The sequence below is a fragment of the Streptomyces humi genome (assembly GCF_001005085.2).
Classification (GTDB): domain Bacteria; phylum Actinomycetota; class Actinomycetes; order Streptomycetales; family Streptomycetaceae; genus Streptomyces; species Streptomyces humi.
The window spans coordinates 12,956-34,341 of record NZ_LBMU02000022.1 but is presented as its reverse complement, the minus strand read 5'-3'; the positions used below and the strand labels follow the sequence as shown (position 1 = coordinate 34,341).

Here is a 21,386-nt window from a genome sequence, read left to right as displayed (position 1 = left end):
GATCCGGCGCGGACGCCTCTGAACAGGCCGTGAACCCCGGCGGGGCCGGTTCCGTTCACCTCATGAGGGGTCTTCGCCGGCCGGGCGGTGCCCGGCCGGGTCCGGTGCACACGCGCGGCCGCGCGACAGCGGTCCGGCCGACCGCACGCCGGCCCGGTCACCGCCGGTGAGAGGAGGAGCACCCGTGTACGTCCTGGTCCCTGACGACCCGGTGTTCTTCGCGAAGTTCCAGAGCCTGGAGGAACCGCTCCTGCGCCACCTGTACCGACTGCACAGCGAGGGTCCCGGATCCGGCGAGGAGCGGATCATCTCGGATGCCTACGACAGCTGGGTCCAGGTACTGCTGAAGCTGCCGGTGTGGTCCCGGTGGCATCCGGTCGAGCCGTCCGCCGAGCCGTCGGCCGAGCAACCGCGCTACACCCTGTACAGCGCGCGTGGCGACCAGCTGACCGGTCTGTACCCGACCGAGGTGGCCGCGGCCGACCTGGGACACCTGACGGCCTGCCTCGATCTGTTCGTCGAGAACGGAAGGATCCAGCGGCCCGGACAGGTCCGGACGGGTGCCGAACCGGCGCAGGCGGAGCAGGACCTCGTCGACCTCTTCCGGCGCGTCATGGACGTGCTGCTGCTGCCTCCGCCGGAGGAACTGCTGGACACCCTGCTGCCTGTCGTGCCCCAGGAACCGGTCGTCTCCGTGACCTTGCCGGAGGAACAGGAGGCGGAGTACCGGGAGTTCTGCGTACAGATCGTGACCCTCCTGAGCTCGGGCGACGCGTTCGCCTTCCGCAGCCACCGGGCCATGTACCCCTGAGGCGCCCGGGACGGTGCCCGGCTGCCCGGTCCGCCGTCGCGCGAAGTGGTGCTGAACCTCTCCGGCCCGCGGCACCCATTCCCTGACAAGGCTCTGCCGTCGTTCCCTGACCGGGAGGCCCTGCCGTCGTTCCCTGGCCGGAAGGCCCTGCCGTCGTTCCCTGGCCGGAAGGCCCTGCCGTCGTTCCCTGGCCGGAAGGCTCTGCCGTCGGACACGCGGGCGGCGGAGCCGCGACGGGACTCGGAGTCCAGCCACACCGCGAGCGGTCGGGTCCCGTCTCCGCACCGGTGGCCGGAGTCCTCCCCGGGCCGCCCGCGCACAGTCCGGGTAAGTGCCGGTCCGCGGGTGTGATCGCCAGGGTCGCCCGCAGAGCCGGTCCACGGCGTCGCGGCCCGGACGCCGGAAGGTGTGTGGGTGGCGCGGCCGCCCTCATGTCGGGGAAGAGCACGAGGACGGCCGCCCCGTCCTGCGACCAGGCCAGCCAATGAACATCCTGGGCGCAGGGGCTCTTCTCTGGGGAAACGGGATTGGAGGCACGCCGGGTTCACGGGGCGGCCGGGGAAATCGCTCCGAGACGCCCGAGGTGGCAAGGACACGGCCGGGCGGAACGGCACATCTGCCGGGACACGCGGCCCTGTTAGTTTGTCCGGCGACCTTGATCCCGCGCAGACCGGAGTGCCGGATGACGAACGACCCGACGGCGCAGCCGGGTTCGCAAGCCCTCCCGGACCCCGCCCGGCTGCGCCGGCACGTGGAGTTCCTCGCCGCCGGACCGCGCAGCCGCCGCCGGGCACCGGCGGCGATGGAGCGGGCCGAGGCGTACGTCCGGGAGGAACTGGCCGCCGCCGGCTGGCTGGTACGCCGACGCCCGTTCGAAGCGCGCTGGCAGCTCGGCGCGACGGACCGGCACGGTCACCGCGCGCTCGCCCTCAAGCCCCGCCTCCACCCGCGGCTGCGCGGCGCGAACCTCGTCGCCACCCTGCCCGGGGCCGGCGCCGGGCCGGTCGTGGTGGTCGGTGCCCATCTGGACAGTGTCAGTGGCAGTCCGGGCGCGGACGACAACGCCTCCGGGGTGGCGGTGGTCCTGGAGACGGCACGGCTGCTGGCCGGGGCGCCCGTCCCGCCGCGTGTCGTCCTCGCCGTGTTCGACATGGAGGAACTCGGACTGATCGGCGCCCGTCAGGCGGCCCGCGAACTCGGCCGCGGCCCCGAGGTGCGCGGGATGATCTGCCTGGAGTCGGTCGGATACTTCTCGGACGCCCCGGGCACCCAGCGGCTCCCGGTCGGCTTCGAGAGGTTCTTCCCCGAGGCGTCGGCCGCGACCCGGGCCGGCGGCCACCGGGGCGACTTCACCCTCGTGGTGCACCGGCGTTCCTCGGCGGCGGCCGCCGGGACCTGGCAGCGGGCCGCCGCGGCGGCACCCACCGCGTTGCCGGCCCTGCTGCTGCGGGACCCGCGGCCCGACGGTCCGCTGGGCCTGCTGATCGGGCTGGCCGTGCCACCCGCCAACCACCTGGGGCGCAGCGACCACGCGCCGTTCTGGAACCGCGGCATTCCCGCGCTGATGCTGACGGACACCGCGAACTTCCGCAATCCCCACTACCACCGGCCGAGCGATGTGCCGGACACCCTCGACTACGCGCGTCTGGCCTCGGTGGCCGCGGCCACCGCGGTGACCGCCGTCTCCTGGTCCGACACCGGCCCTCGGCCCCCCGTGCCATGAGCGGACCCGGCAGGAGCACGGGACCGCCGGGAGAACCGGGACCCGACCGGCGCAGGACCGGCGGCCCTGTCCACTCACACCTTTCTGTGGCACCCTATGTGTGCGAAGGTGTGACACACGTGTCGCAGCAGTGCAGCTCCGGAGGCCCCATGTCCGCACCGCCCGAACCCGCCGAGTCCTCCGAGGGACCCGTCCTGGTGCTCGGTGACGACCCCGCGGCCGTCCTGGAAGCCGCCGTATGGGCCATGGCCGCGCTCGTGAGCACCCAGCGGCAGGCCCTGTCGGAGCCCCTCGACGACGTGCTCCTGCGCGATCCGCGGCGCACCGCGGTCCTGGAGAGCGTGGGCCTGGTCCGTCGAGGCCCCGACGGGTACGTCCTCCACCCCTCGCTCCCGCAGGCCGACGCGGCGACGGCGGGCAGCGCGTCGGCGGCGAAGCTCAGCTCGCTGCGGCAGGCCGTCGCCGCCGCCTCCGACGGCGCGGGCACGCCGGAAGGCGGCTGGGGTGCGCAGAGCGACGAGGTGCTGCTCGACCAGGGACGGGCCTCCGCCGCGACCGGGCGGGCGCTCGCCGGGAAGATCGTGCCGCGACTGGCCGGCTGTGCGGAGCGGCTGGCGGCCGAGGGAAGCCGGGTCCTCGACGTGGGCACCGGCGTCGGCGCGCTGGCCCTGGCGCTGGCCGAGCGCCTTCCCGGTACGAGGGTGGAGGGCATCGACGTACTGGAGCGGGCGCTGGACCTGGGACGTGCCGAACTGGCCGCCGCGGACCCGGCGGTGGCCGCCCGGGTGTCCCTGAGCCTGAGGGACGCGGTGGACGTGTCGGAGAAGGACGCCTACCAACTGGTCTGGCTGCCGGCGCCGTTCCTGTCGGAGGTGGCCCTGGCAGCGGCCCTGCCCCGGCTCGCCGAGGCGCTGGCGCCGGGGGCGTGGCTGGTCGCGGGGACCAATCCGGTCGCCGAGGACCCGCTGCGCCGCTCCGTCGGCCGGTGGACCGCGGTGCGCGGCGGCGGCAACTCCTTCGACACCGCCCGTATGACCGAGGAACTCGAAGCCCTCGGGCTGGGGGAGACGAACACCTTCCCGACCGTTCCGGGCGGCCCCGTCCTCGTCGCGGCCCGACGCCCCGAGCACTGAGCCGAGAGCCCGCCTGCCTCACCCACGGCCGGCAGCGACACGGCTGTCACGGTCGGCGGCGACCCGGCCCTCACGCCCGGCGGGATACGGCCGGCAGCGACACGGCTGTCACGGTCGGCAGCGGTACGGCCCTCACGCCCGGCGGCGCGACAAGACGGCGCTCCGGCCCTGACCGACCCCTCCCGGTCAGTCGGACCGAGCCCCCGGCTCCTGGAGCAGGTCCGCGGTGGCGACGTCCCAGTCGATCTCGGTGAGTTCGTGACCGGCGGGAACCAACCGGTAGGTGTGGTCCAGCCACTCCGCCAGCGGCGGCACGGGCAGTTCGAACAGGGCCGCCATGTCCCGGGAGGCCAGCTGAAGCAGCGCGGTGGCCCGGTCCTCGGGGTGCGACGGCCAGATCTGGACGTCCCCGAGACCGCTCACCGAGTACAGCCCCTGCTGGAGGAGGTCACGACCGATCCGCCACATGACACGCGGGCCGCCCTCGATCACGAACTCCACGCACACGACCAGGGGGGACTCCGGGTCGAACCGGAACTCCGCCCTGATGGGCTGGCGGGCGGAGACGTCCAGCACACGCTCGATGTCCAAGATCAGCTCAGGGCTGTCGTACGGCCCTGTCGTTCGGGCCTGTAGCTCGGGTCGGTTGCCGCTCATGACGAGTTGGTCCTTCTCTCCGGCGGATGCTGGCCCGACCTACTCTCGTCGTCGCGGCGGCGTCGTACATAAGTAACTTGACCGTCCGGCATCCAAGTCATCGACGGTGCGGCGGACGACCGGTGCCCGGCAGGCGGACCGCTGTCCACCTCCGGGCAGCCCGTGCGAGGCGGCCCGGAAGCGGTGCGCAGGGACCTCGGCGGCCATCGGCGGCCCAACATTAAGTCATTCGACTGTCGCCCCTGACCTGCGGCTGAACGATCCTGGAACCGTCGCCCGTGTGCCGGTGCCGGGCGGCGGTCGTCATGCTCGGAGGAGCCAGCCGTGAACCGTACTCCCGTCGTCTTCATCCACGGCGCGTGGCTGCACGCGCTTTCCTGGGAGTCATGGGCCGAGCGTTTCGCCAGCCGCGGGTTCCTGGCCCTCACCCCGGGCTGGCCGGGGGAGGCGGCCGCCGCCCGTGAGGTGCGCACCTCCGCCTCGGACGTGTTCGCGGGCGTCGGCCTGGACGTGCTCACCGACCACTACGCGCACATCGTGCGCTCGTTCGACATCGCCCCGGTGATCGTCGGCCACTCCGTCGGCGGTCTGATCGCCCAGCACCTGATCGGCGCCAACATCGGACGGGCCGCGGTGGCCATCGCGCCTGCCCCGGTCAACGACGTACCGCTGTCCGCCACACCGTCCCCGCTGTGGACTCCCGGCGCCGCCGACGAGGCCGGTGGCCTGGTCACGCTGTCACCGACCCGGTTCCAGCAGGCCTTCGCGAACACCGTCGGGGCCGAGGAGGCCGCCCGCCTCTTCGAACGCTATGTGGTCCCGACCCCCCGCCGTCTGCTCGCCGACCTCGGGTACGCCGGCGCGGCGCGCAGCCCCCGCACCCGGGTGGACGTCGGCAACGCGGACCGCGGCCCGCTCCTGCTGATCTCCGGCCAGGAGGACCTGCTCGTGCCCGACGCCGCCACCCGCGCGGTGTACAAGCAGTACGGCGACTCCACGGCCGTCACCGACCTGAAGCAGTTCGCGGACCGCGCCCACTCCCTGGTCGTCGACGCCGGGTGGCGGCACGTCGCCGACTACGTGCTCGGCTGGCTGGACGAACGCGGCCTGCACGCCCACCCGGCGTAGGTGCCGCGGTGCCGGCCGGGCCCGGCGCCCCGCCCCGGCCGCCGGGACGCGCACGGGCGTCACACGGTCTGCTCGCCGGGTGCCTTGCCCAGGGCGTCGCGCAGGGCGGCGCGGGAGGTGATGCCGAGTTTGGGGAAGACGCGGTAGAGGTGTGAGCTGACGGTGCGCGGTGACAGGTGCATGCGTTCGCCGATCTCCTTGTTGGTGAGACCGCCCGCCGCGAGATCGGCGATCCGGCGCTCCTGCCAGGTCAGCGCCGCCAGGTGCGCCGAGGAGGTGAGCCCTGCCGCGCCGGCCGCCCGTAGTTCGGCTTGGGCGCGTTCGGTCCAGGTGCGTGCGCCGAGTCGATGGAAGGCCTCTGCGGCGAGGGTGAGGGTGTGGCGAGCTGCTTTGCGTCCGTGGGTGTGTCGGAGGCGGGTGCCGTGGGCGAGGCGGATGCGGGCGAGTTCGTAGGGGAAGTGGGGGGCGTGGGGGTGGTTTTCGGCTTGGTTGTAGTGGTGGGTGGCTCGGGTGGGGTCGGTGGTGGTCATGGCGAGGGCGCCGTGGGTGATGAGGGCGAGGCGGGGGGAGATGTGGGGGAGGTTCACGTGGTGGGCGGCGAGGGCGTGGGCGTGGGCTTGTTCGGTGCGGCCGGTGTGGAGGGCTGCTTCGACGAGGTCGAGCAGGGTGCGGGGGGCTTGGTGGGCGTAGGGGGTGAAGGTGCCGGGGGGTGTGATGCCGATGGCGTGGAGGTAGGCGGCTTCGTAGTCGCCTTCGGCGAGGGCGGCGGTGGTGCCGATGGTGTCGGTGATCTGGGTGAGGAAGCCGATGCCGCGGGGGCGGGCCCAGGTGTCGACGTGGGCCTGGAGTTCGCGGGCGTGGTCGGTGTCGCCGCGCAGGGCGGCGAGCAGGCCGAGGTAGGCCCGGCTGTGATGGGCGAACAGCGCGTGCCGGTGCGAGGTCGTCAGCTCCAGGCAGCGCTGCCCGGTCCGCTCGGCCTCCGCCCACTCGCCGACCGCGATCTGGTCGAGCATGATCAGGTGCAGCATCGTCATGCCGGTGACCATGGCCCCCGTCTCCACCTCCCGGTCCACGATGCGCTGGAGGTGCGGCCGGTACCGGCTGAGGGTGTCCACGTGGTACGCCGCGACCGCCAGTCTGCTGACGTCCCACGGTTCGAGGTCACGCAGCTCGGCGAAGGCGCGGTCCACCCGCCCGTCCACCCCTGCGCCGCGGCGCACCACGTCGCCCCAGGCGTCCTGGTAGATCCGGGAGAGCGGGGGCACCAGGTCGCCGAGGGACCCCAGTACCTCGTGCGCCTGCGCCCAGCCGGTCTCGTCGCCGGCGTACTGGCTGATCGCCAGCAGCAGGTTGACCAGACGCGTGAGCACCTCGTCCGGCTCCCGTGCCCCGCTGTCCCGGATGGTCTCGACCGCTGCCAGCACCTGGTGGCGGGACGACCGCACGTCCCCGTCCTCGTACAGCGCGACGTAGGCGGAGGTCACCACCGAGGCCGGGGACTCCTGCCTCCCGGACGCGGTGTCCGAGCGGACCAGCTGCTGCGCCTGGTCCAGCAGCCCCGCGTGCCCGGCGATGAAGGCCGCGTCGCCGAGCCGGCGGGAACGGTCCTCGCGGCTCTCGCTGAGCTCCGCCGCGCGGGTCAGCCACGCGACGGCGGCCAGTGCCCCGCCGCGCCGGGTCGCGGACTCCGCGGCCAGCTCCAGCGCGGCCGCCACCTCCTCGTCCGGGTCCACCGTCGACGCCGCCAGGTGCGTGGCCCGCCGCTCCACGTCCTCCCGGTGCACCCCCGCCAGCACCGCGTGCGCCACCCGCCGCTCGTTCGGGGTGGCCATCTGGACCACCGTCGAGCGCACCAGCGGGTGCCGGAAGAGGAAGTCGCCGGTGAGCGGGTCGATGTCCAGCAGCCCGCAGGCCGCGGCCTCGTCGGCGTGCACCATGCGGTAACGGGTGCCCCGGGTGCGGCCGGCCGCCGTCCCCGCTCCGACGCCGTCCAGGGCGCCGCGCAGCAGTTCGGCCCGCACCGGCCCGCCGAGGGACTCGATGCGCGCGCCGTACACCTGCTGGAGGCGCTGGGGGAGCGGGATGCCGGAGTAGCCGAGCAGTTCCTCGGGGGTGCGTTCCGCCCGGCGCCCGCGCACATAGGGCGGCAGTTCCAGCAGGGCCAGCGGGTTCCCCTGCGCCTCGTCCAGGACGAGACGGCGGATGTTCGAATCCAGCCCGGGGTGATGCATGTCCAGCAGTTCTTCGGAGGCCTTCTCCGAGAGGGTGGTCACCGTCAGGCCGGTCAGGGCGGCCGTGTCGAAGCCGGAGGGCACGTCGCAGCGCAGACCGACGACGAGCTTCACCGAACTGCCGGTCAGCCGGCGTCCCACGAAGCCGCACACCTCGGTGCTGGAGGTGTCGAACCACTGGCCGTCGTCGAGGACCAGCAACAACGGCTGCTGCGACGCCGCGAGGGAGAGCAGGTCCAGGACGGCGATGCCGAGGGTCATGACGGAGGGCGGCGCGCTCTCGCCGCCCCTGCCGAAGACGACGTCGAAGACCCTGCGGTGGCCGTCGTCCAGCCGGTCGACGTAGGTGAGCAGCGGATACAGGAACTGGTGCAGCCCGGCGAACGGCAGCTCCGACTCGGCCTCCACCCCGGCCGCCCTGATCACCCGGTGCTTCCCGGCCGTCGCGATGTCGGCGGTGTAGTCCAGCAGAGCGCTCTTGCCGACCCCGGTGTCACCCCGCAGGACGAGGGCCCGTCCTCCCGGGTCCGTCACGAGCGCCGACAGCGTCTCCTGCTCGTTCTCACGGCCGACCATCGTCCCGGCGATCGACTCCACAGCCCCGCACTCCCTTCACCGCTGAACCAGCCCGGCCCGGACACGCCGGTCCGTGCGCACACATCGCCAGGCGTCATGGCGAGAGTACGTCGTCCTTGACGCTCGCCGGGCGAACACATCCCCGCCGTTCCCCGCCCGAACCGAGGGTGTGTGCGGCCGGCCGTCCGACTCCGGCCCCCGTCCACAACGTACGCATACCTCACGCACACCTTCACGCAGGAGACTAGATGCCCCGGGGGGTTTCGTCACCTGGTATGGCCGAAAAAGTTCTTGTTGCGCGGCTTGCCTGCCCCCTACGGACCGTCCGGTCGGGCGCTCGGGACCGCGTGGAAGTGTGTACCTTCTGCTGCGAGACATGTTCTGTCGGTCCGACGTCCCCACCCGCCAGGAGGAACACCCCGATGCCCCACTCCGCCCGCGCGTTCTGGCTGCGTTCGCCGAACCACGGCGAGATACGTGATGTCTCGCTGCCGAACCCCGGAGAAGGCGACGTCGTGGTGCGCACCCTGTGGTCGGGGGTCAGCCGCGGCACCGAGACGCTGGTCTTCCGCGGCCAGGTGCCCCGCAGCCAGTGGGACGTGATGCGGGCACCGTTCCAGGACGGCGAGTTCCCCGGCCCGGTGAAGTACGGCTACCTCAACGTCGGCGTCGTGGAGGCGGGCCCGGCCCGCCTGACCGGCCGGACGGTGTTCTGTCTCTACCCGCACCAGACCCGCTACGTCGTCCCCGCGAGCGCGGTCACCCCGCTGCCCGACGGCGTGCCGGCCGAGCGGGCCGTCCTCGCCGGCACCGTCGAGACCGCCGTGAACGCCCTGTGGGACGCCGCGCCCCTGATCGGCGACCGGATCGCGGTGGTCGGCGGCGGCATGGTCGGCTGCTCGGTGGCGGCCCTGCTGGCCCGTTTCCCCGGGGTGCGGGTGCAGCTGGTGGACGCCGACCCCGCCCGCTCGGCCGTCGCCGCAGCGCTCGGCGCGGAGTTCGCCGCCCCCGAGGAGGCACGCGAGGAGTGCGACCTGGTCGTGCACGCCAGCGCCACCGAGCAGGGCCTCGCCCGGTCCCTGGAACTGGTCAGGACCGAGGGCACGGTGATCGACCTGAGCTGGTACGGCGACCGGCGCGTCGCCCTGCCGCTCGGCGAGGGCTTCCACTCCCGCCGGCTCACCATCCGCAGCAGCCAGGTCGGCACCGTCTCGCCCGCCCGCGGCCACCGCGGCTACGCGGACCGGCTCGCGCTCGCCCTGGAGCTCCTCGCCGACCCGGCCCTGGACGTCCTGATCACCGGCGAGAGCCGGTTCGAGGAACTGCCCGCCGTCCTGCCGGATCTCGCCTCGGGCGCCGTACCCGCGCTGTGCCACCGCGTCCGGTACGAGGACTGACCTCCGGTGGGTCTGACACGACGATGTAACACATGTGAGATACGATCACATGTGTTCAGCGAGGTGTGTGCGCAGGCGCAGGCGGGGCCCCGCGGGCGCACCGCTGGGAAGCGAGGCTGGTGTGGACTGGGTCCTGCGAGGGCTGTGCCGGACACAGCCGGAGCGGATGTTCGCCGAGGGCACCGCACAGAACGACGCCAAGTCGGTGTGCGCCGGCTGCCCGGTGCGCCTGGAGTGCCTCGCCCACGCCCTGGACCACCGCGAGGAGCACGGCGTGTGGGGCGCCATGACCGAACGGGAGCGCCGCGCACTGCTGCGCAGCCGGCCGGCCGTGAAGTCCTGGGCCGAGATCTTCCGGTCGGCCCGGACCCGCGAGGACACCCGGCTCGTCGACCTGCCCCAACCGGTCCTGGGCCGACTGGACAGAGAGGCGCGGGAAACGGAGCGGCACCCCGACGTACGGCCCGCACACTCCGACCGCTGACCGCTGACCGCTGACCGCTGACCGCTGGCCGCCGCCGCACGCAAGCGGCCCGGACGCCTCCGCGGCCTGGAGTCGTCCGCCGGCCCGAGGTGTCCGTCGTCGCGGGTCGTCGCGAACGCTACAGTTGTGGATCGACACACCCGGAACCACCTCGTCAGGCGAGTCGCCCCACGTGTGTCAGCCGGTCCGCGGCGCCGAGCGGACCGGGAGACCCAGTGCTCGTCGGCGTACCGGTCGAGGAGTGAGCGTGGAGCTGGAACTCGAAGGAGCCGAGCTGAAGGCCGTACTGAACCGGCTGCGCCGTGCTCAGGGGCAGCTCTCGGGCGTCATCCGGATGATGGAGGAGGGCCAGGACTGCGCGGACGTCGTCACCCAACTCGCGGCCACCTCGAGGGCATTGGACCGGGCCGGGTTCTCGATCATCGCGACGGGGCTACAGAAGTGCGTGGCGGAGACCGAGTCCGGCCGCGCGAGCAGTGAGGACGGCGCCCGGATGCGGGCCCGCCTGGAGAAGCTCTTCCTGTCGCTGGCGTAGCAGAAGGCCGCCGACTTCACGGGCCCGTGTATGCCGGTCGCGGCAGGTTTCCCCCCGACCGGCCACCCGGAACAGGGACCGAAGGGACCGAGTTCCGGAACAACGGCTCCAGAACGGCTCCAGAACGGCTCCAGAACGGCTCCAGAACGCCAGCCGTCGGGATCCGGAGCGGCACCGCCGCCGCCTGTGCCGTCGTCGCCGCCGCTCCCTGACCGGCGCCGAGGGCGTGACCACCCGCGAGGACGGCACACCAAAGGCGTCGACCGCTGAGTCGCCCCGGTCGTCGGCCGGCCGGGGCGCCATATGTGTCGTTACGCCGGCACCACGCGGTAGCTCAGCGCCGCCCACGGCAGGTCGGTCTGCGCCAGTGAGCCGGAGCGCCAGGTCGCGCCGGTGCAGCCGGCCCCCGAGGCGAGTTCCAGCGAGGCGGCGCCGTTGGCGATCTGGACCGAGCGGACCGGTCCTGACAGGGAGTGGCACGTGCCTAGGTCACCGAGATCGACCTTGGTGACCGCACCGGTTCCGGTGGTACCGGAGTACAGGTAGGCACCTTCCGTCAGCGTGGGCCAGGTCGCCGCGTTCGCCGTCCCGGCACTCATGCCCGTCAGGGCCGCGGTGACGATCGCGGCAGCGGCCGCGCCACGGAGCTTCGTCCTGGTGGTGAACATGCGATCCGCCCTTTCCTCGTGTGCCGATTCGCACATTGAAACACGTGTCGACGGATCGGAAAGAGCGGAATCGGTCATCCCACACTGCCGTCAGCCGCCACCGACCAGTCCTAAGAGGCCCCCGTACCGCAGGTGTCCAACTGGAGCGCGGTGCCGACGACGGCGCCGCCGGTACCCGACCGTGAGCCTGTCCGGGCGGCGCTCGGTCTCCCCGTGCCTGTGGTCAGGTTGGCCGAAACCCACACCTCACTCGACACATGTCCCCGCGAGCCTGCTGACCCGTCTGCTTGACACAGATACCCTGACCAAGCATCCTCGTCACCTGTTAAAGGGGTGACGTATCGCGAGTGTGTACACGTCTCCTCACACCTCAGAATCGAACGCGAGGACGCCGACATGATCAGCAGGCGCAGACTGACCCAGGCCGCGACCGCGACGGCCCTGGCGGGAGCCGCCGGCCTCACCGGGGCGCCCCAGGCCTCGGCGCGCACGGGTACGGCGGCCTCCAAGACCTCGGCCGGAGGCGCCACGCACGAGCTGGGACCCGTCCGGCACACCCGCACGGACCTCCTCGACATCGCGTACCACGACGTCGGTCCGGCCGGCGGCAGGCCCGTGATCCTCCTGCACGGCTGGCCCTTCAGCCCCGTCGGCTCCTACGCCGAGGTGGCGCCCGCCCTCGCCCGGCACGACTACCGCTGCTACATCCCCTACCTGCGCGGTCACGGAGAGACCCGGTTCCGGCACGCCGACACCCTCCGCTCCGGGGAGCAGGCGGCGCTCGGCGCCGACCTCATCGCCTTCATGGACGCGCTGCGCATCCCGCGGGCCCTGTTCGCGGGCTACGACTGGGGCGGCCGCGCCGCTGACGTCGCCGCCGCGCTGTGGCCCGGGCGCTGCACCGGCCTGGTCTCCGTCAACGGCTACCTCGTCCAGAACCTGGCCGCCGCCCGCAACCCGCTGGCCCCCTCGCTGGAGGAGGGTTACTGGTACTTCTTCTACTTCCTGACCGAGCGCGGCCGGCAGGGGCTACAGCGAGACAGGGAGGGCCTGGCGCGCGTCGTCTGGCACCGCAACTCGCCCCGATGGCAGTTCACCGAGGCCGAGTTCGCGCGGACGGCAGCGCTGTGGACCAACCCGGACTACGTCGACGTGGTGATCCACAGCTACCGGCACCGGCTGGCCGCCGCGCCCGGCGACCCCCGGTACGCGGACCTGGAGGACAGGCTGCTGGACCAGCCCAGGATCACCGTCCCCACGGTCACGCTGGACGGGGCGGCCGACGGCGTCGTCCCACCGACCGACGGCAGCGGCTACGCCGCGCATTTCGCGGGCCCCTGGACGCACCACGTCGTGCCCGGCGCGGGCCACAACCTGCCGCAGGAGCAGCCGGGAGCGTTCACCGCGGCGGTCCGAGAGGCAGCCGCCATGCGGTGAGCCGCACGACCCCCCGGCAGTACCCGTTCCCGGCCCTTTCGCGGGCCTAGTAGTAGATCGAGCCCTTCAGCCCGCCGCCCACGTTGACCGGGTCACCGTTGATGGCCACGCTGAGCGGGCTCGCCAGGAAGGCGACGACGGCCGCCACCTCGGACGGTTCCACGAGCCGCTCGATCGACGCGGCCGCCGCCCACTCCCGCTCCAGTTCCTGCGTGCTGCGGCCCGAGGCCGCGGCACGGCGTTCGAGGTTCGCCACGAAGGTGCTGGTACGGGTGGCACCGGGATGCACGGAGTTGACGTTGACGCCACTCGGCCCGAGTTCGTCGGCCAGGTTCTTCGTCATGGCGGTCACCGCGACGTTGCGGACCGAACCGGTCACCGATCCGGTCATGCGCGCCCCCAGTCCGCCGATGTTGACGATTCTTCCCCAGCCCCGTTCCGTCATCTCCGGGGCGAAGGCGCGGACGCATCGGAGGTAACCCCGCACCTTCACGTTGATCTCGGCTTCCAGGGCGTCCTCCGGGATCGCCCCGGGGTTCATGGCGGCGGCGTTGTTCACCAGGATGTCCACCCCGCCGAGCCGGTCCCGCACGGTCGCGGCCATGGCCCGCACCGAGGCGTCGTCCCCGGTGTCGGCGGCGACGCCGATGACCTCGGCACCGGTCTCCGAGCCGAGGAGCGCCGCCTGTTCCGCCACCTGGTCGGCGGATCGGGCCACGAGGGCGACGGACACGCCTTCCGCCGCCAGGGCCCGCCCGATGGCGAATCCGATACCCCGGCTGCCACCGGTGATCACGGCCCGTCGACCGCTGAGTTGAAGATCCATGGCCCCTTCAAACGTCGCTGCTCACTGATGTGCTGACTGCCGCTTCCGATCATACGTATGCGCAACCCAAACATGTCTCGAACTCCGTTTCCGTCACCGTCTTGACCGGTGACGAAAAGAAGAGCATGCTGGTACTCGTCCAGGCCCACCAGCAGGACGCGATCACGGAGTGGAGAACGACCATGAAGAAGGAACTCACCACCGACGCCGCCGCGGCGGAACTGCGTCACGCCCGGTTCGGCCGGCTCCCCGAGCGCATCCGCTTCGACCAGATGACCCAGGAGGTGGAGGCCACGCCCGGCGGCGCCAAGGACTCGTACAACCCCGAAGGCAACTGGAAGTACTACTCGTGCCTGGCCCTCGACCTGGGTCTGTAGTCCCGGCCCGGCCGCCGAGCCGCGATGCGGTTTCCGTATGACGGGTGAGCTTCGCGGGGTAGGGTCGGCGGCGTGAGCATGAACCTCGAAGAGCGGGTCCGTTCGGCGGTGGCGGCGCTCCTGCACGCCACCGGCGAATCGCAGACCAGGCTCGCCGACGCGCTGGGGGTCACCCAGGCCCAGGTGAGCCGCCGCCAGTCAGGCACCGCCGGGTGGAGTCTGAGCGACTGCGAGGCGGTCGCCGCGCACTACGGCATCGACCCGCTCGATCTCCTCGCGGGACCGACCCGGGCCGTCGAGGCACTGCCCGCCGCCCGCCGCCGCGCACCCGGCCGGCCGCCCGGCGGGGCACGTATCACCGCCGTCGAGGGGACGGTGCGATGACGGACTTCGGCGCGATCGACGCACTGCTCGCCGGGGCGAGGAAAGAGGTCCCGCTGCCGCCCGCCGACGAACGGCGCCGGCTGCGCGAGGAGCTGAATCTCTCCCGCCCCCAGCTCGCCCAGGCCCTGGGGGTCAGCTCGTCCACGGTCGGAGGCTGGGAGACCGGTCGCGACCCGAGCGGTGAGACCCGGGAGAAGTACGCGTACTTCCTCGAAGGAGCACGCACCAAGCTGGCCACCGTCGCCGCCGAGTCCCACGACGCGGAGGAGGACGACGACCCGACGGAGCCCGACGGCCCGGAGGAGGGCAGCGACCCCACGCAGCCCGGCGACACGCGGGCGGTCGTCCAGGACGGCGACGACGTCGATGTGCTCACCACACCCCAGCCCTGCGTCCTGTGCGGACAGCCCGCCCACCACCAGGTAGCGGGCTTCCCCCAGCACCTGGACCCGACGGACTGCGGCACGCCGTCCCCCGCGGCCCCCACCCGGCGCGGCACACCCGACACCGGACGGCCCGACCCGGCCGGCCGGCCCCGGCTCCCGGACAACCACGACGGCGCCACCGCATCCGCATCCACCCCCACGCCCGCCCCGACGCAAATCCCCACACCCGCACCCACACCTACACCCGCACCCACACCCACACCTGCGTCCCCGTCCCCGTCCCCGCGGCGCGGTGTCAAGGTCGTGCCCGTCGGCCGTCGCCTCAAGTCCGCCGACACCCCGGACCTCATCGGTGCCGCCGTCGCCGCCGCCCTAGCCGAGCACTCCGGTGACGTCGAGGCGGCGACCAAGGCCCTGCTGAAACGGGCCATTCCCGACGCCATGGCCCTGCTGGACCACAGCCGTATGGGCGGACGCTACGAACTGGTCGCCCATCCCTGGCTGCCCGACGTCCTGCGCAAGCAGTCCGCCCGCGGCGCCGACCAGATCTGGGAGGCCCGCCCCAAGTGGACGAGGCCCGAACTCCCGCCAGGCGCACACGAGATCACGGCCCTGGACGTCAACGGCGCCTACCTCAGCGCGCTCAAGACCCACCTCCCGCTCGGCCAGCTCGAACACTCCACCGGCGACCAGCACGACCGCCGCCGCGCCGGCGTCCACCTGATCACCCCGCCCGACTGGGAGCACGACGCCTACCTGCCCAACCCGATCGGCAGCCGTGACGAACCCGGCCCGCTGTGGGTCACCGAACCCACCCTGCGCCTGCTGCTGCGGGTGTCGGGCCCGAAGTACGGGCTGTGCGAACCGCCTCGGATCCACGAGTCGTGGACGTCGGGCGCCACGGAGGGCCTGCTGGAGAAGTTCCGCGTCGCCCTGAAGGACGCCCGGGACCGGGCGATCACCGAGGACGACGAGGTGACACTGGAGTACGTCAAGGCCATGTACTCCAAGTTCGTCTCCACCCTCGGGGAGTCCAACTACAACCGCGAGCTGTACCGCACCGACTGGATGCACCTCATCCGCTCCCAGGCCTTCGCCAACCTGTGGTGGAAGGCCCACCGCGCCTACGACGAGGGCCTGATGGTCGTACGCGCCATGGGCACCGACGAACTGCACGTCACCGGCGACTGGCGGGCGGTGTTCCCCGAGGGCCGAGGCGTCGCCGAGGTGAAGGTCAAGGACGTGTACACGGTGGACACCGAGCCGGCCGACGACGGCACGGGAACCGCTGTACCCTCATGAACACCCGTCACCCGGCCGCGCAGCGAGGAGTGGAGAGATGCCGGAGAGGAACATCGACTTCGGCAAGTTCGGAGCCCGCGGCGTCAAGGGCCACGAGGCCGCGGCCCGCCAGCTCGACGCGCTCGCCGGTTTCGTCGCCACCCCCATCACGCAGCGCCGCGGTCTGCTCGCCCGGCTGCACTACCTGACCCGCACCGACCGCGCCCGCCAGGCGGCCCGCGAGGCCGGCCTCACCGTCACCGACCGCACCCTGAAGGCCTGGCTGGACGGCAGACGCAGCCCCTCCGGGAAGAACCTCCAGGCCATCGAGACCGCGTACCGCACGGTCCGCCGCCACAACGTGGCCCGCTACCTGACCGCCCGCCTCAACCGCGAGGGCCGCGGCACCCGCGTCGAGTTCCACCCCCTCAACCAGTCCCAGGTGACCCGCCCGCACCAGCGCGTCGTCTCCTTCCGCACCCTCAACGTGCGCCACTGGGACCGGATCGTCGAGGCCTGGGCCAACGACGACGAGGACGCCCTCGACGACGCCTGGACCAACGACGCGACGGTGGACCTCGGCTCCGAGTGGGGCCAGTACGAATACGTCACCAACGTCGGCTTCGCCGCCTGACCCCGCCACCGGACGCGACCCACGAGCCACCCGGAGCCGGTCACCGGACGCGATCCACGAGCCACCCGGAGCCGGTCACACGACGCGACCCACGAGCCACCCGGAGCCCGGTCACCGGACACGCCTGCCCGGCGCACCCCGGCAGCACCCCGAGCCACCTCCGGCCGGGGGCGGCACCGGTGCCGCCCCCGGCCGGAGGACATGACGGGCCCGACGGGCTACTGCGTGGTGACGTAGGCCCGTTCGATCGTCTGGACCAGTGTGTTGCCCTGAGCGTCGGTCAGCTCGGCCCGCAGGGAGACCGACCCCGCCTCGGCCGGGTGCCGCAACGACAGGTGGGTACCACCGACGGCCTCGGCGGGCTGCCAGGTGCTCCCGCCGTCGTACGAGACGGCGAAGGCCAGCTTCCCGGGCCGCTGTCCCGCCGCGGCGCCCTCGATGTGGAAGGGCACGTCGAACCTCCGGCCCGCCTTCGCGGTACTGGCCGACGTCAGACGGGGCGTGAAGCGGACCACGGACAGCGGCAGCGCGGACCACGCGCCCTGCGGTGTCTCGGCGGAACGGAAGGTCCACACCGTCCTGACACGGGTGCTGACAGGTGTGAGCGCCGGATCACGGGAGGTGTCCAGGGTCAGCACGTACGCGCTGTCCTGGGCGGGAACGGTGTACCGGGCGACGTCCTCGGTCGGGGAGACCCCGTCGGGATCGGCCACCTCCTTGCCGTCGACCAGCAGCGAAGCCTCCCGCAGCGTCCCGGAGTGGGTGTTCCAGTGCCGGGCGCCGTCGTTGTACTGCGGAAGGTAGGCCCTGATGACGTTCCCGTTCCGGGAGATCCCGGGGGTGAGGACGGGCGGCGCGGTGCTCGTGTCACCGAGGGCCGGGCCGAAGACGCCGACGTTGAACCGCTCGGTGTAGTGCCTGCCGGCCCGGTACGTCCCGGTGGTCCACAGCTCGGTGTCGGGCCCGGAGCCCGCCTGGACGAGGAAGTTCCACCTGATGCCGTCGCCGAGGACGTAGTCGGTGCCCCGCAGCGGCAGGACGCCCGTCACGGGTGTGCCCAGCGCGGTGAGCTCGCCGTCCGGTGTGAGGGGCTGCGCGAGGAGGTTCACCGGCTCGCCCGCCGTGGGCGAGCCGATCCGGACGTCGACCGCGGCGAGCTGCGCCGGTGCCACCTCGGTGCTGAAGCCGCCGAGCCGGCCGGTACGTCTCCACGCCAGGTGGTAGTTCACCGGTGTGCTGCTCTCCTGGTCGCTCCAGGTGCCCGCGTACTGGGCGTACGCCTGGCCGGCGGGCAGTTCGGGGCCGAGCTGCCCGACCGTGAAGCTCTGGAAGTCGGGGAAACCGTAGGCGAACAGGCCCCGGTCCAGCCCCGCACCCCGTTGCCACCCGACGGCGACCAGGGCGTCGATGTTCGTGGCCGCCCGGTCGGGCAGGGCAGCCCGGACCGGTCGGGTCCGCCGGGCATCGAAGGTGACCGTGGTGTCCCGGTCCAGCCGCAGTCTCGGCTGGAACAGCAGCGCGTGGACCGGGGACTCGTACCCGGGGTGGATCATGTCGCTGAGGGAGTAGTCGCCCTTGGGCAGCCGGACCGCGAGTTCGCCGTCCTCCTCGTCGGCGTAGGAGGCGTCGAAGTCGCTGTCCACGCCCTGGACGTCGGCCACGGCATCACCCGTGGGGGCGCCGTTCTCGTCGACGTGCCTCAGCGTCAGGGTGTACATCTCGACCTCGCGCTCCACCCCGACGGCGGTGCGCACCCTGACCTTGCCATCGGCGGACACGGCGGACACCGAGCCGCCGAACGTGCCGTCGGTGCTCCCGGCCCGGGTGTCGGCCGTGACGGTGGCGCTCGCCTCACCGCCCGCCGGGACGGTGATCCGCTGCGGCGAGACGGCGAACATGCCGTCGGCGGCTGGTCCACCGGCCACCGAGAGCGCGTCGACGGACAGGTCCAGAGTGACCGGCTCCGTACCGAGGTTGCGGTACGTGAGCTGCTTCGTCACCGGCTTGTCGTCGTCGTGCGGCCACTCCTGCCTGCCGAAGTCGAGCGGCCCCTGCTCGGTGACGACGCTCTGCCCGATGGCACGGGCCACATCGGTACGGCCGGTGCCCTGTTGGAACGAGCTGTACGCGCCGGGCTCGGCCGAAACGGTCAGCACCTCCTTGATCCGCTCGCCGCTCCAGTCCGGATGCTCCTGGACCATGAGGGCGGCCGCGCCGGCCACGTGCGGGGTGGCCATGGAGGTGCCGTCGAGAGTGATGTAGCCCGGTATGTCGGAGGGGTATTCCGCCTCCAGGACGCTGCCGGGTGCCGCTGCCGCCGTGATCGCGACACCGGGCGCGGTCAGGTCGGGTTTGACCCCGCTGTCCCCGACCCGCGGGCCGCGGCCGGAGAAGTCCGCGAGCCGGTCGGCCTTGTCGACGGCGCCGACGGTGAGCGCGGCCGCGGCGCTGCCCGGTGTGTCGACCGTGTGCTCGCCCGGCCCCTCGTTGCCGGCCGCGACGACGAAGAGCGTGCCGGTCTCCGCGGAGAGCCGGTCGATCGCCTCCTCCACCGGATCGTCGCCGGGTGTGTCCGCACCGCCGAGACTCAGGTTGACGATGTCGGCGCCCTGGGCCACCGCCCACTCCATACCGGCCAGGACGCCGGACTCCTCGCCGGCGCCCGAGTCGTCGAGCACCTTGCCGTCCAGGATCTTCGCACCCGGAGCGACGCCCTTGTACGTGCCGCCGGACTCGGCCCCCGTCCCGGCGACGACGGACGCCACATGGGTACCGTGCCCGAAGTGGTCCTCGACGTCCGGGGAACCGGAGAAGTCGCGTTCCGCGATCACCTGGCCCGCCAGATCCGGGTGGTCCTCGTCGACGCCGCTGTCCAGCACGGCGACCTTGACGCCGGTGCCGTCATAGCCGGCGGCCCAGGCGGTCGGGGCGCCGATCTGCGGCACACCCCTGTCGAGGGCGGTCCGCAGCGTGCCGTCCAGCCACACCTTCTTCACCCCCGTAGCGGGTGCGAACCCCGCCTCTGCCCCCGCACGTTGCTCGGTGCCGGTGCCGGTGCCGGTGCCGGTGCCGGTGCCGGTGCCGGTCACGGCGTCCCAGAACTGGGCACCACGGTTCTTGGCGGTGCGCATCGCCGTCCCGTTGACGACGGACAGGGTGCGCTCGACCTCCGCCCCGGCCCCGGTGAACGTGCTCGTCGAGCGCTTCCTGCGGTCCCGGAAGGTGACGATCAGCGGCAGGTCGGAACGGTGTGCGTCGTCGTAGTGGTCCGCCACCAGTCCGGTCACGTCGAACAGCCGCGGGTCCAGCCGGCCCGTCGCCAGCAGCAGCTCCGCGTCACCGGGTACCACGTGTGTGTGTCCGGCGACCTTCCGGACCGCGATCGGTACGTTCTCCCGGCCCTTGGCCCGCTCCACCCCGATGACCTGGCCGGTGGCGTTCACCATGACCCGGTCACCGGTGACCAGCGTCACCGTCCTCGACGCCTTCGCCGTACCGGCGTCACCGACGCTCCGGGCACCGCCCTGCTCCGCTGCGGCGGCTCCGCCGACCGAACCGGAGGTGAGCGCCACGACGAGGGCGACGGCCGCCGCCAGGTGTCCGCTGGGTCTGCGCATGAAAACGGCTCCTGTCCGTTGACTTGGTGGGAACAGCACGTCTGCGGGGCGGATCACCGGGCGAGAGAGGCCACGTCACCCATCACCACGACCGGGTGGTCAGCGGGTTCGAGCGCGCGCAGCAACTGCCGCATGTGCGACTTGGAGAGACTGACGCAGGCGTGCGTGGGGCCGCCGTGGTCGACGTGTATCCATATGCCCCCACCGCGGTTCGCGCCCATCGGCTGGGTGCCGTCCATCGGCGACGTACCGGGCTGCCGGTTGTAGTTGATGGCGATGACGTAGTCGAAGGCGCCGCTGAGCGGCTCGCCCTCGAAGCCGGTGCCGCTGACCGAGAAGGCACCGGACCGGTGGTACGGCAGCTTGGTACCAGGGTCGGCCAGGCGCCCGCCGGCGTCGGTGAGGCCGAAGACACCGACGGGGCTGTGCAGGTCGCCCGCGTAGTGCTCGTCGGTCCAACCCCGGTAGCCGTTGTGCGCGGCCCACACCGCGCCCGGACGCCAGCCCCCGTCGACGCGCTGCCAGAGCACGGCTTCCGCGGTGGCCGACGTCCTGCCGGCCCCGGTGACGAGGAGGACCTGCCGGGTGTCGGCCGGGACCTGCGCCAGGGTCTTGGGTCCGACCCCCGGCAACCGGGCGGGAAAGTGCGGCCGCGGCCGAGCCGTCGCCCGGGGCGCGGCGGGCGCGGGCACCTGCTGCCCGATCGCCGCCCGGGCGGCGTCCTGGACGGCCGCGGCCTGTGCGGGGTCGCTTTCGGGCAGGTGGAGGTAGGCGGCGATGCCGAGCGCGGAGACGACGAGGGCGGCGGACGCCGACAGATGTGGCCTGCGGAGGCGCATGGGTGCGGGCTTTCTCGGAGGAGGGGGAATGAAGAGGGAAAAAGAACACGAACACCTGACGTCCCCACAGGCGCCACAGGTGTCATGCACGGGTGTCACGCACAGGTGTCATGCACAGGTGTCATGCACGGGTGCCGTGCACAGGTGTCATACAGAGGTGACTTGCAAGGCCCGTCCACAGCTGTCACGGGAGCCGATCCGGGCCGCGTCACCGGCAACCCGGCCACCGGCAGCCCTGCCACCGGCAGCCCAGCAGCCCTGC

At 72.6% G+C, this 21,386-nt stretch carries 18 protein-coding genes; 12 read left to right on the top strand and 6 right to left on the bottom strand.

What is annotated here, in order from left to right:
- The first annotated feature begins 184 nt into the window (after positions 1 to 184).
- From AAW13_RS08770 to AAW13_RS08760, 3 genes are all read left to right on the top strand, one after another.
- Positions 185 to 811, top strand: a complete 627-nt coding sequence (locus tag AAW13_RS08770) for a hypothetical protein (RefSeq protein ID WP_046730225.1) — start codon at positions 185 to 187, stop codon at positions 809 to 811.
- Positions 812 to 1,493: 682 nt separating this feature from the next.
- A complete protein-coding gene (locus AAW13_RS47380) occupies positions 1,494 to 2,534 on the top strand; it encodes a M28 family peptidase (protein WP_046730224.1) in 1,041 nt (346 codons plus the stop codon).
- A gap of 149 nt (positions 2,535 to 2,683) precedes the next feature.
- Positions 2,684 to 3,667: a methyltransferase domain-containing protein gene (locus AAW13_RS08760; RefSeq protein WP_046730223.1), complete on the top strand. Its 984-nt coding sequence runs from the start codon at positions 2,684 to 2,686 to the stop codon at positions 3,665 to 3,667.
- 186 nt (positions 3,668 to 3,853) lie between these two features.
- On the opposite strand, the gene AAW13_RS08755 is transcribed toward AAW13_RS08760, so the two are convergent.
- Entirely contained in the window at positions 3,854 to 4,324 is a 471-nt protein-coding gene (locus AAW13_RS08755; protein WP_046730222.1) for an SsgA family sporulation/cell division regulator, read from the bottom strand.
- Between the two features lie 324 nt (positions 4,325 to 4,648).
- Between AAW13_RS08755 and AAW13_RS08750 the strand changes: the two genes are divergently transcribed.
- On the top strand, positions 4,649 to 5,452 hold the full coding sequence (locus AAW13_RS08750) for an alpha/beta hydrolase (protein WP_046730221.1): 804 nt from the start codon (positions 4,649 to 4,651) through the stop codon (positions 5,450 to 5,452).
- Positions 5,453 to 5,511: 59 nt separating this feature from the next.
- Here AAW13_RS08750 and AAW13_RS08745 read toward each other — a convergent pair whose 3' ends face one another.
- Positions 5,512 to 8,259, bottom strand: coding sequence for a helix-turn-helix transcriptional regulator (locus AAW13_RS08745; RefSeq protein ID WP_107483280.1), 2,748 nt, complete (start codon positions 8,257 to 8,259; stop codon positions 5,512 to 5,514).
- 422 nt (positions 8,260 to 8,681) lie between these two features.
- On the opposite strand from AAW13_RS08745, the gene AAW13_RS08740 reads away from it, so the two are divergent.
- From AAW13_RS08740 to AAW13_RS08730, 3 genes are all read left to right on the top strand, one after another.
- Complete coding sequence (locus AAW13_RS08740; protein WP_046730219.1) at positions 8,682 to 9,656, top strand: zinc-dependent alcohol dehydrogenase; 975 nt, start codon at positions 8,682 to 8,684, stop codon at positions 9,654 to 9,656.
- 166 nt (positions 9,657 to 9,822) lie between these two features.
- Positions 9,823 to 10,140, top strand: a complete 318-nt coding sequence (locus AAW13_RS08735) for a WhiB family transcriptional regulator (protein ID WP_046730218.1) — start codon at positions 9,823 to 9,825, stop codon at positions 10,138 to 10,140.
- Between the two features lie 247 nt (positions 10,141 to 10,387).
- The gene (locus tag AAW13_RS08730) at positions 10,388 to 10,675 is read left to right on the top strand and encodes a metal-sensitive transcriptional regulator (protein ID WP_046730217.1); all 288 of its coding nucleotides are present in this window, start codon (positions 10,388 to 10,390) and stop codon (positions 10,673 to 10,675) included.
- Between the two features lie 311 nt (positions 10,676 to 10,986).
- On the opposite strand, the gene AAW13_RS08725 is transcribed toward AAW13_RS08730, so the two are convergent.
- Positions 10,987 to 11,343, bottom strand: coding sequence for a hypothetical protein (locus tag AAW13_RS08725; protein ID WP_046730216.1), 357 nt, complete (start codon positions 11,341 to 11,343; stop codon positions 10,987 to 10,989).
- A 396-nt stretch (positions 11,344 to 11,739) separates the two neighbouring features.
- On the opposite strand from AAW13_RS08725, the gene AAW13_RS08720 reads away from it, so the two are divergent.
- Positions 11,740 to 12,780, top strand: coding sequence for an alpha/beta fold hydrolase (locus AAW13_RS08720; protein WP_046730215.1), 1,041 nt, complete (start codon positions 11,740 to 11,742; stop codon positions 12,778 to 12,780).
- A gap of 46 nt (positions 12,781 to 12,826) precedes the next feature.
- Here the strand turns inward: AAW13_RS08720 and AAW13_RS08715 are convergent, their stop codons facing one another.
- Positions 12,827 to 13,606 carry an SDR family NAD(P)-dependent oxidoreductase gene (locus AAW13_RS08715; protein ID WP_046730214.1) on the bottom strand — a complete coding sequence of 260 codons (780 nt, stop codon included), beginning with the start codon at positions 13,604 to 13,606 and terminating at the stop codon, positions 12,827 to 12,829.
- 182 nt (positions 13,607 to 13,788) lie between these two features.
- Here AAW13_RS08715 and AAW13_RS08710 point away from each other — a divergent pair, with 182 nt between their 5' ends.
- The 4 genes from AAW13_RS08710 to AAW13_RS08695 all read left to right on the top strand — a co-directional run bounded on the left by AAW13_RS08710 (position 13,789) and on the right by AAW13_RS08695 (position 16,668).
- Positions 13,789 to 13,983, top strand: coding sequence for a hypothetical protein (locus AAW13_RS08710; protein ID WP_046730259.1), 195 nt, complete (start codon positions 13,789 to 13,791; stop codon positions 13,981 to 13,983).
- Positions 13,984 to 14,061: 78 nt separating this feature from the next.
- Positions 14,062 to 14,367 carry a helix-turn-helix domain-containing protein gene (locus AAW13_RS08705; RefSeq protein ID WP_071659482.1) on the top strand — a complete coding sequence of 102 codons (306 nt, stop codon included), beginning with the start codon at positions 14,062 to 14,064 and terminating at the stop codon, positions 14,365 to 14,367.
- Positions 14,364 to 16,055 carry a helix-turn-helix domain-containing protein gene (locus tag AAW13_RS08700; RefSeq protein ID WP_046730213.1) on the top strand — a complete coding sequence of 564 codons (1,692 nt, stop codon included), beginning with the start codon at positions 14,364 to 14,366 and terminating at the stop codon, positions 16,053 to 16,055. The genes AAW13_RS08705 and AAW13_RS08700 overlap by 4 nt, the downstream gene beginning before the upstream one ends.
- 37 nt (positions 16,056 to 16,092) lie before the next feature.
- Positions 16,093 to 16,668, top strand: coding sequence for a hypothetical protein (locus AAW13_RS08695; protein WP_046730212.1), 576 nt, complete (start codon positions 16,093 to 16,095; stop codon positions 16,666 to 16,668).
- 218 nt (positions 16,669 to 16,886) lie between these two features.
- Here AAW13_RS08695 and AAW13_RS08690 read toward each other — a convergent pair whose 3' ends face one another.
- A complete protein-coding gene (locus AAW13_RS08690; protein WP_046730211.1) occupies positions 16,887 to 20,285 on the bottom strand; it encodes a S8 family peptidase in 3,399 nt (1,132 codons plus the stop codon).
- A 53-nt stretch (positions 20,286 to 20,338) separates the two neighbouring features.
- Positions 20,339 to 21,124 carry a L,D-transpeptidase family protein gene (locus AAW13_RS08685; RefSeq protein WP_046730210.1) on the bottom strand — a complete coding sequence of 262 codons (786 nt, stop codon included), beginning with the start codon at positions 21,122 to 21,124 and terminating at the stop codon, positions 20,339 to 20,341.
- Between the last annotated feature and the right edge of the window lie 262 nt (positions 21,125 to 21,386).

Coding starts and splice junctions, on each gene's coding strand:
- AAW13_RS47380 (WP_046730224.1), top strand. CDS start 1,494: ATGACGAACGACCCGACGGCGCAGCCGGGTTCGCAAGCCCTCCCGGAC.
- AAW13_RS08760 (WP_046730223.1), top strand. CDS start 2,684: ATGTCCGCACCGCCCGAACCCGCCGAGTCCTCCGAGGGACCCGTCCTG.
- AAW13_RS08755 (WP_046730222.1), bottom strand. CDS start 4,324: ATGAGCGGCAACCGACCCGAGCTACAGGCCCGAACGACAGGGCCGTAC.
- AAW13_RS08745 (WP_107483280.1), bottom strand. CDS start 8,259: ATGGTCGGCCGTGAGAACGAGCAGGAGACGCTGTCGGCGCTCGTGACG.
- AAW13_RS08740 (WP_046730219.1), top strand. CDS start 8,682: ATGCCCCACTCCGCCCGCGCGTTCTGGCTGCGTTCGCCGAACCACGGC.
- AAW13_RS08735 (WP_046730218.1), top strand. CDS start 9,823: ATGTTCGCCGAGGGCACCGCACAGAACGACGCCAAGTCGGTGTGCGCC.
- AAW13_RS08725 (WP_046730216.1), bottom strand. CDS start 11,343: ATGTTCACCACCAGGACGAAGCTCCGTGGCGCGGCCGCTGCCGCGATC.
- AAW13_RS08720 (WP_046730215.1), top strand. CDS start 11,740: ATGATCAGCAGGCGCAGACTGACCCAGGCCGCGACCGCGACGGCCCTG.
- AAW13_RS08715 (WP_046730214.1), bottom strand. CDS start 13,606: ATGGATCTTCAACTCAGCGGTCGACGGGCCGTGATCACCGGTGGCAGC.
- AAW13_RS08710 (WP_046730259.1), top strand. CDS start 13,789: ATGAAGAAGGAACTCACCACCGACGCCGCCGCGGCGGAACTGCGTCAC.
- AAW13_RS08705 (WP_071659482.1), top strand. CDS start 14,062: ATGAACCTCGAAGAGCGGGTCCGTTCGGCGGTGGCGGCGCTCCTGCAC.
- AAW13_RS08700 (WP_046730213.1), top strand. CDS start 14,364: ATGACGGACTTCGGCGCGATCGACGCACTGCTCGCCGGGGCGAGGAAA.
- AAW13_RS08695 (WP_046730212.1), top strand. CDS start 16,093: ATGCCGGAGAGGAACATCGACTTCGGCAAGTTCGGAGCCCGCGGCGTC.
- AAW13_RS08690 (WP_046730211.1), bottom strand. CDS start 20,285: ATGCGCAGACCCAGCGGACACCTGGCGGCGGCCGTCGCCCTCGTCGTG.
- AAW13_RS08685 (WP_046730210.1), bottom strand. CDS start 21,124: ATGCGCCTCCGCAGGCCACATCTGTCGGCGTCCGCCGCCCTCGTCGTC.